The sequence below is a fragment of the Natronospira sp. genome (assembly GCF_007134575.1).
GTDB lineage: Bacteria > Pseudomonadota > Gammaproteobacteria > Natronospirales > Natronospiraceae > Natronospira > Natronospira elongata.
The window spans coordinates 1-6504 of sequence record NZ_SLKM01000120.1 but is presented as its reverse complement, the minus strand read 5'-3'; the positions used below and the strand labels follow the sequence as shown (position 1 = coordinate 6504).

General features: G+C 59.3%; 4 protein-coding genes. 2 read left to right on the top strand and 2 right to left on the bottom strand.

Annotated features, from left to right (window positions below; all coding sequences use genetic code 11):
- On the bottom strand, positions 1-1957 hold a 1957-nt coding region (locus tag ACJWXQ_RS04660; RefSeq protein ID WP_406672271.1), incomplete at its 3' end, for a hypothetical protein.
- 334 nt (positions 1958-2291) lie between these two features.
- On the opposite strand from ACJWXQ_RS04660, the gene ACJWXQ_RS04655 reads away from it, so the two are divergent.
- Positions 2292-4460: a patatin-like phospholipase family protein gene (locus tag ACJWXQ_RS04655; RefSeq protein ID WP_406672270.1), complete on the top strand. Its 2169-nt coding sequence runs from the start codon at positions 2292-2294 to the stop codon at positions 4458-4460.
- A 72-nt stretch (positions 4461-4532) separates the two neighbouring features.
- Here ACJWXQ_RS04655 and ACJWXQ_RS04650 read toward each other — a convergent pair whose 3' ends face one another.
- On the bottom strand, positions 4533-5132 hold the full coding sequence (locus tag ACJWXQ_RS04650; RefSeq protein WP_346052638.1) for a hypothetical protein: 600 nt from the start codon (positions 5130-5132) through the stop codon (positions 4533-4535).
- Between the two features lie 156 nt (positions 5133-5288).
- On the opposite strand from ACJWXQ_RS04650, the gene ACJWXQ_RS04645 reads away from it, so the two are divergent.
- On the top strand, positions 5289-6497 hold the full coding sequence (locus ACJWXQ_RS04645) for an efflux RND transporter periplasmic adaptor subunit (RefSeq protein ID WP_346052639.1): 1209 nt from the start codon (positions 5289-5291) through the stop codon (positions 6495-6497).
- Positions 6498-6504 lie beyond the last annotated feature (7 nt).

Sequence of the window (6504 nt, the reverse complement as noted above, 5' to 3'; positions counted from 1 at the left end):
CATGCAAGTTAAACGCCGCACCATGACCTCTTGACTCGCCGCCTGCCTGATTGAATGCCCCAACAGCAAACAATTCACCTTCATGAATCTGCAGGTCGGCTACCACCAAGCCCCTGACATTGGCATCCCAGCTTTCGTCCAGCTCACCCGTGAGGGCATCAAAGGCGGCCAGGTGGCCCACGTCCCTGCCGCCAGCTGTCCAGAGTAGCCCAAGTACCGCAACCTTGTCTTCCGTCTCGACTAGACCAAGCACGATCCCGTCAAAGGACAGGTGCCAGCCATCGTCAGGCTGGAAAGCATTGGCAGTGTCTAGACGTGCGACCCTGTGAGCGGAATTCCCGTTGACCTCACTGAAAGCGCCACCTACATAAAGATACCCGTCCCGATGATCGACCGTATAAACGACCCCATCGGTTTCGGTTTCAATGTTGATGTCCAGAACCCCGGTTTCGGCATGCAAGGCCGCTAGATGATTCCAAGGACTTCCATTGATGGTTTCAAACTGCCCTGCGATGAATAGACGATTGTCGACAAGCTCCATGTCCATTAGGAAGGGGTCTTCAATGTCCGGCGTGAATGTTGTATCAAGGGCCCCTGTATCCGCATCCAGTAAGGCGAGACCTGGGCGAGGAGTGTTGTTGACTTCTTCGAAACGACCAGAAATATACAGTTGGTCATCTTGAAGCAGCATAGCAGTGACCCGACCATCGGTCGCTGCATCAAAGGTCTGGATATGTTCCCCGGTTTCAGCATCAATGACGCCGATGTTCACATCGGAATCACCTGATACGACGAAGTTTCCGCCAACATAGAGATGGTCGCCGGATGCAAGAATGCTATCCACATTGGTGATTTGTGATGGGTTTTCTGGGATTTCAGGATTGAAGTCTTCGTCCAGTTCCCCATCCAGGGTCAATCGCGCCAGGGCAGCATGATCGCTGCTTCCCTGTATCTCGCCGAATCGACCGGCAATATAGAGGTGGTCGTCATGCACGAGAATGTCCGAAATGAACGTGACATTACCGTCAAATGTGACTTCCCAGTCCTGGTCAACCGTGCCATCCGGGTGCAGTCGCGCGATCAGCTGATTTGGAAAGTCCCCACCGCCATCGAACTGGCCCGCTACAAACCAGCCACCATTGGGGTCCTCCACCATGACTTGTGTCGTTCCATTGGGCAAGCGGTAATTGGGGCCGGTAACCGTCATCTCGCTACCGTCGTCGCGGAACCAGCTTATGCCTTGAGTCGCGCCACCAAAGTAGCGGCCGTAGCCACCTGCATATATGCGCTGATCGTCCATGACAATGCCGAGTACGGGCGCGGCGTACTGGTAGAATGGCGCAACACCGACAGTGGTGGCAGCATGGTGCTCGGGCATCTGGAGGCTAAAGTGGTAGTTCCGATCCAGCGCCAGGCCTTCGTCGGCAGCAATAATGTCGATTGACCCACCTGAGACATCTGGAATCATGCCACCGTTCTCACAGGCCTGGACATTGCTCCAGTCGCAGTTGCGATCCGTTGAGTAGAGCAGGTCACCATCGACGGCCGGCCACCAATCCAGATGAACGCTGGCATCGCCCTGCCGCGAAGACATGTGTAAACCACCGCACTCGATCTGGATATCGTCCACATCGTCTTCGTCGACGCTTCCCGTGGCATTTTCGCTGCCACACGCGACATCACCGGGTTGAGAAATGATTACGACGTTGTAGTCCTCGCCATGCGCGATACCCATTTCGAACTCGAATGGGCCATCGCTGTCGATGGTCAGCTCGTCTTCGTCATTCAACGTCAGGACTACCGGCTCATCACCAAGACCGGTGATCTGCCCACCGATGGTCGCCAGCGGGTCGTTACTCGAACTGCTGGAGGAGCAGCCATGAATGAACATAATGCCGAATGCCAGCATCAGTGTGTTTCGGCACCTGAACTTTTCTATCTTATTGAATTTATACATTTGTCCCTCCCAGCCTGATCGTGGCATTGCAGGAATGCCCGTACGAAAAGGGTTTGTTTTGATCCCCAGACGATACATGAGCATCGAGCATTCATCCGATAAGCGCCACCCCCCAGACGGGGTACCGCCAACATCTTTGGCGCAGAATCGGACCGGGCTGGCTTCCCGGATCCGAAGGGGGGTGTTGCCGTTGAATGCCGGGCTTTTCCCACCTACGCTTTATTGGAACTGTTGATACGCAATTGGGCTGGCCGGGGTCCTTCTGTCTCCCTCTTCCAAACGAGCTGTTAATTAGCTGGCGGAAGGGAATCGGCTGGCCTGGGGAGGGGGACTGATGGCGAGAAAGATTCGCTTTGCCTTGATCATGGGCGGTGGGGTGAGCCTTGGGGCCTTTTCGGCCGGGGCCTTGGCGCGGGTTGTGAAGCTGCTGCAGGATCCGGCCGAGCATTGGTGTGATCCGAAGATCGATGTCCTTTCCGGGGCCTCGGCGGGCAGCATGGCGCTGGTGATGCTGCTGCATCAGATGTATCGGGGGGCGAGTACCGAGACCATCCGCGAGGAGCTGCGCCGGAGCTGGACCGACCCGGACTATATGGGCATCCGGCGCCTGATGGCCGAGCATGAAGACCCCTCCCTGTTTCCCGGTCAGATCATTGATCAGATCGCGGAGGCCTTTCTGCCTTTCGACGAGCCGCCGGGGGACGTGCCTCATGATCTGTTTGCGGACGGTACACTGGTCAGCCTGGCGCTAAGCAATCTCAATGGCATCCCGGTCAGGGCCGAAGGACAGCTCATACGCCAGGCCCGGACGGGGGGTGGCTCGGCGGAGGGTGCGGACAGTGTCTTCGCGGACGCCATCCAGACCACCTATCACCACGACCCCATTCGCTTCGCCCTGCATCGTGCGCCCGATGAGCGTGCCCGCGCTGTGGCCAGACGGGCCCGGGCAAGATTGGTGGCGCCCTGGGACGGCGGTCAATCTGAATCGTGGCAGGGGATGATTGAGGCAGCGATCGCTTCGGGCGCTTTCCCGGGCGCCTTTGCTCCGCGCAATTTGCAGCGTGAAGGCTGGGAGTATGACACCGAGGAGTTTCCGGGCGGGATAGCGCCCGAGGAGACGAGTTACGCCTATGTGGACGGGGGCGTCTTTCGCAACGAACCCCTTCGCGAGGCGATACGGCTGGCCAAGATCCGGGACGCCGGTGATGAGGATGTGGAGCGGGTCTTTATCTTCATTGACCCCAATATCTCCGGTACCAGCGAGGCGACCCGCTTGCCCCATCTTGAGCCGGGTGAGTTGACCACTGATGGCACGGTGGAACCCCGTGATCGTTACAGCGGGATTGCCGCGGTGCTTCAGGGTCTTTCCGGTGCGATCACCAGCCAGGCCAATTATCGGGACTGGCTGCGAGCTGCCGCCGTGAACCGCCGCGTCCAGTGGTTGGGCGAGCATCGAGAGGACATTCGGGCGATTGGTGATGCCTTGCCGGACTCAGCCCGTGAAGGGCTGCGGGCAGTGTTGGAATCGCTGTATCGACTGGATGCCGAATCCAAAGGCAATCCTGATCCAGGCGTGGATTTCGGTGCAGAGCTCACAGCCGCCTTTGAGCGCAAGGCAGGCGATAGGCCAGTGTCTGCCGCTGATGAGCTTGATCTGTTGATCAGCAAACTGGCGCGCCTCGAAGACAAAAAGAAGATCAATCTGGTGGGTATCACCCCAGCCTCCATCGGCCCCGAGGACCGGGTGCTACTGAAAGGCGGATTCCTGAGCGGTTTCGGCGGTTTCTTCGATGAAAGATTCCGGGAGCATGACTTTCGTGCCGGCGAGGACGTGGCCGCCCGGGTCCTCACCGCGAAGATCGACGGCGCCAAGCCCTTGGTTGCCAATGCCGATCAACATGCCCCTCCGCCCCTGGATTATGACGACATCGGGCATAGGGATTATCTTTCCGTTCACGAGGACACCCGCAAGGATTTCGAACGATGGACCCGTGACCAGGCCCGAGGCGCCATTGCCGAGTTCAGTAACGGCATTGTTGCCTTCTTCTCAAGATTCTTCCTGAGACGGGGCACGGTGGCCGGTTTCCTGTCAGAGCAATATGGTCAGGCGACGCGTTGCTCCATTGCGCTCCTCATCGACGATGTGCCCAGGAATATCGTTATCGGTCAGGAAGCCGAGACGAGAAGGCGTTGGTCGCGGATTATCTATTTTGATGTTTACCAGAGCCGAGGTTTTCCGGCGCGTTACGGTTTCCACGGCAACGGAATCGAAGCCCATGATGGCAGCCATCGGATAGAGGTTTTCCATCGACGGCCTGGCCGTGGCGCCAATCGAGGGCTTGGCCAATCCAGCTTCATCATTATCGATGGCCCGGCAAAAGCCTGGCTGGAGAAAGCCAAGACGCTCCAGGCCCCAATGATCCGCAAGCCCTGGCCCGGCACTCAGGATCTCCATCTGAGCCTGGATGATCTGATCGATGCCAAGCCAAGTGACAGCGATTGATTGAAGCCAGAGTGAATCGCATCCTGAGTTGCTCACCGCCAATGAGGCGACTTGCCGGAATCAGCGGCTGGCTTACTCCTCTGAAGCCTTCCGGCTAAGCCGTGAAATGGCATGCACATTGTCGTCGATGGGCGAGACGATAACGTGGGGGTGCCCTTCGACGGCATAGAACAGGAAGCTGTTGTTGATCCCCAGCTTCATGATCTCGGCGCTGTTTCCGTCCGCAAATACCACTCGATGATCCGGGTCAAAGTCACTACTGCTGAGTGTCTGCTGGGTGGCCAGGCCGCCACCTACGCCGAAGCCCAGGAAGGCACAGAATAGCAAGAGGGCGGTCAGGAGCATCCATTGGTCCAGGGGGTGCCAGGTATTTGTGCCGGATTTCAGCACTTCCGGCTTGTGTTGGGCGTAGTACCGGCGAATGTATTTCAGGTAAAACCATAGCAGAAGGGGTAGCAGGACTGTGGTCAACAGGAAGGCTATGTGGTCCGTAATCAGTACGACGGGACTCAGCAGTACATCCAGCAAATCGGAATAGGCCATGATGTTAATGCCGAGAAAGGCATAGTGGATGGACTGACTGGCAATGCCGAGTAGCAACAAATAGAGATACCCCAACGGTAGCAGCTCTCGCAGGCGGAATTGCGGCTCGGCATGCTGGTTTATGGCCATGATAGGGGAATCCTCTGTATACCCTTTCCTCGCAAGCTAGACGTCGTGGACAGTATATTCAAGTTTGGCTCAGGGGTATGGGCTTGGGCCGGTTTCCCCCTTAAGATGCGAGAAGACTTTTCAGCAGCAAGCCCCGAGCAGCGTGGAGTAAACGCAATGCCAAGGAAATTCCCGTGGCTGACCTGGCCGCGCCTGATTGTGGCCGTCGTGGCTGTCCTGATTCTGGTCCCCATGGCGAGTGATCGGCTGCTGGGCCCCCGGATTTCGGTATTGACCGTGGACAGCGGCACCCTCCGGCAGAATGTGGTCACCACGGGGCGGGTATTGACTCGTCACCGGGTGCAGCTGGGGAGCGAGATTGTCGGCAAGGTACGTCGGGTGAACACCGATGAGGGCGAATGGGTTGAGGCCGACGAGCCGCTGGTGGAGCTGGATGGTGCCACCCAGCGTGCTTCCCTGGCCCGGGCCGAGACCGGCCTGGCGCGGGCCAAGGCCCGGCGGGCGGGTCTGTTGAGTTTCGAGCGCCCGGATGCGGAAGCCGCAGTGGGAGAAGCCCGCGCCAATCTCGCCCAGGCCGAGCGGGAAGCCGAACGGCGGCAACGGTTGCTGGAGCGCGAGTTGATCAGTGCCGAGGAGCTGGACCGTAGTCGGCTGGAGATTCAGCGGGCCGAGGCGGCGCTGACCCGGGCCCGGCTGCGTCGCCAGTCGCTGCAGGAGGATGGCAGCGAGTGGTTGCTGGCCGAACAGGAAGTGGCCGATGCCCAGTACGCGGTGGCGCTGGCGGCCGCGGAATTGGAGAAGACGCGCATTGCCAGTCAGGTCGAGGGGATGGTGCTGCGTCGTCAGGTGGAGCCGGGCGATACCGTGCAGCCCGGCACTACCCTGCTGCTGATCGCGCCGGATGGGCCGCTCATCATTGAGGCGCCGGTGGATGAGATCAGCCTTGAGGGGCTGAGCACTGGCCAGCGGGCCATGTTCGAGGCCGATGCCTACCCCGGTCGGCCCTTCGAAGGGGAACTGGTATTCGTCGGTCCTCAGGTGGACCCGGAGCGGGGCAATGTGAACCTGCGCTTTGAGGTGGCAGAGCCCCCGGCCTTTCTGCGCCAGGACATGACGGTGTCCGTGGATATTCAGGTGGGTGAGCGCGACGGCGTGCTGGCCCTGCCCAATCAGGCCTTGGATGATGTGGCCGGTGACCGCGCTCGGGTCTGGCGTGTGGTGGATAACCAGGTAGAGGCAGTCGAGGTGACCCTGGGTCTGCGCGGGCTGGACAAGAGTGAAGTCCTTGAAGGCCTCGAGGAAGGCGATAGGATCCTGCCGGCGAATGCCGATGTCGAGGCCGGCCAGCGGGTGCGGGCCCGGTGAAGCTGAT

Coding starts and splice junctions, on each gene's coding strand:
- ACJWXQ_RS04655 (WP_406672270.1), top strand. CDS start 2,292: ATGGCGAGAAAGATTCGCTTTGCCTTGATCATGGGCGGTGGGGTGAGC.
- ACJWXQ_RS04650 (WP_346052638.1), bottom strand. CDS start 5,132: ATGGCCATAAACCAGCATGCCGAGCCGCAATTCCGCCTGCGAGAGCTG.
- ACJWXQ_RS04645 (WP_346052639.1), top strand. CDS start 5,289: ATGCCAAGGAAATTCCCGTGGCTGACCTGGCCGCGCCTGATTGTGGCC.